The sequence below is a fragment of the Bradyrhizobium liaoningense genome (genome assembly GCF_018130955.1).
GTDB lineage: Bacteria > Pseudomonadota > Alphaproteobacteria > Rhizobiales > Xanthobacteraceae > Bradyrhizobium > Bradyrhizobium liaoningense_C.
On sequence record NZ_JAFCJM010000144.1, the window covers coordinates 1 to 1,592 of the forward strand.

General features: G+C 64.7%; 2 protein-coding genes. One reads left to right on the plus strand and one right to left on the minus strand.

Annotation, left to right across the window (positions count from 1 at the left end):
• Window positions 1–154 precede the first annotated feature (154 nt).
• Entirely contained in the window at window positions 155–1,189 is a 1,035-nt protein-coding gene (gene hemE, locus JQ632_RS39090) for a uroporphyrinogen decarboxylase (protein WP_312015715.1), read from the minus strand.
• A gap of 119 nt (window positions 1,190–1,308) precedes the next feature.
• On the opposite strand from hemE, the gene JQ632_RS39095 reads away from it, so the two are divergent.
• The gene (locus JQ632_RS39095) at window positions 1,309–1,518 is read left to right on the plus strand and encodes a hypothetical protein (protein WP_212408042.1); all 210 of its coding nucleotides are present in this window, start codon (window positions 1,309–1,311) and stop codon (window positions 1,516–1,518) included.
• Window positions 1,519–1,592 lie beyond the last annotated feature (74 nt).

A 1,592-nucleotide genomic window follows, 5' to 3' on the forward strand; every position in this document is an offset into this window, starting at 1 on the left:
ACTGGTCCTCCCAGCCGACAGAGAACTGTTACCAATCCATCAGGTCTACTTTGTTACCAATCTATCCGGGCTGAACAGGGAATTCACCTCTCCCCGGTGGGGAGAGGTGAACGGAGCCAGCGGACAAGCGCTTCAACTAAAGGTCAGTGCGCGCTCAGCCGCGCACGCGCTTCAGCATCTGCTCGACATGGGCGATCGGCGTTTCCGGCTGGATGCCGTGGCCGAGATTGAAGATCAGCCGCCCCTGCCCGAAGTTCGCGAGCACGTCGTCGACCGAGCGGTTCAGCGCATCGCCGCCAGTGATCAGCACCAGCGGATCGAGATTGCCCTGGACGGCGACTTTTGACTGCACGCGCTCGCGGACGAAGGACGGCTCCGCCGTCCAGTCGATGCTGACCGCGTTGACCCCGGTTGCCTCCACATAGCCCGGCAGCAGCGCACCGGCGCCGCGGGGGAAGCCGATGATTTTTGCATCGGGCGCCTTGGCGCGGACGCCTTCGACGATCCGCCGCGTCGGCTCGACCGACCAGCGCAAAAATTCCGCCGGCGGCAGCACGCCGGCCCAGGTGTCGAAAATCTGCAGCGCATCGGCGCCGGCGGCGAGTTGCGCGAGCAGATAGTCGATCGAGTTCGCGACGATCGCATCGATGATTTTCGCAAACGCCAGGGGGTACCGATAGGCCATCATGCGCGCCGGCGCCTGGTCCGGCGTGCCCTGGCCGGCCACCATGTAGGTTGCGACCGTCCACGGCGCGCCGCAAAAGCCGATCAGCGCAATCTTCGGGTCGAGCGCGCGGCGCACGATGCGCAGCGCCTCGAACACCGGCTCGAGCTTTGTGAAGTCCGCGCGCGGCGCCAGCGACTTCACCTTGTCGGGATCATCGAGCGGATCGAGCCGCGGACCCTCGCCGACCTCGAAGCGCACCGAGCGGCCGAGTGCGTAGGGGATGACGAGGATGTCGGAAAAAATGATCGCCGCGTCGAAATTGAAACGGCGGATCGGCTGCAGCGTCACTTCGGCCGCGAGTTCCGGCGTGAAGCAGAGATCGAGGAAGCCGCCGGCCTTGGCGCGGACCTCGCGGTATTCGGGCAAGTACCGGCCGGCCTGCCGCATCATCCAGACCGGCGGGATGGCCTGCCGCTGGCCGGCGAGCACGTCGATGAAGGGTTTGGCGGGGGAGTGGGTCACGAACTGTCCTGGCAAGAGTCCTAGCATCGGTTGCGGTTCCTGATACACCGCCGCTGCCCCAGGGCCAACAGGGGAACCTGCGGAAATCAGGGGCGTTGACCAGCCAACGGAGGACATCCATGGCTGAAAAGTTCAATCCTGCACCGCACGACAAGCACGCCGAAGATCTGCGCGATGCGCTTGCCGCAGACGCCAGGCTCGATGCCGGGCTGATCGACACGTTCCCTGCGTCCGATCCGGTCAGCGCCGCGCAGCCGACGCCGTCAAAGGCCGACGCCGAGGCCGAACATCCCTCGCTGTGGGACAAGGTCAAGGCGATCTTCCACTAGCAGGCTGCTGAAAAACTGTTCTCGACGGCAATAATGACCTGTGATTCCGTGGAAGTGAAGGCACGGGGTGATTT

Bases quoted from the DNA above. Each gene is read 5' to 3' on its own strand.
- JQ632_RS39095 (WP_212408042.1), top strand. From the start codon at position 1,309: ATGGCTGAAAAGTTCAATCCTGCACCGCACGACAAGCACGCCGAAGAT.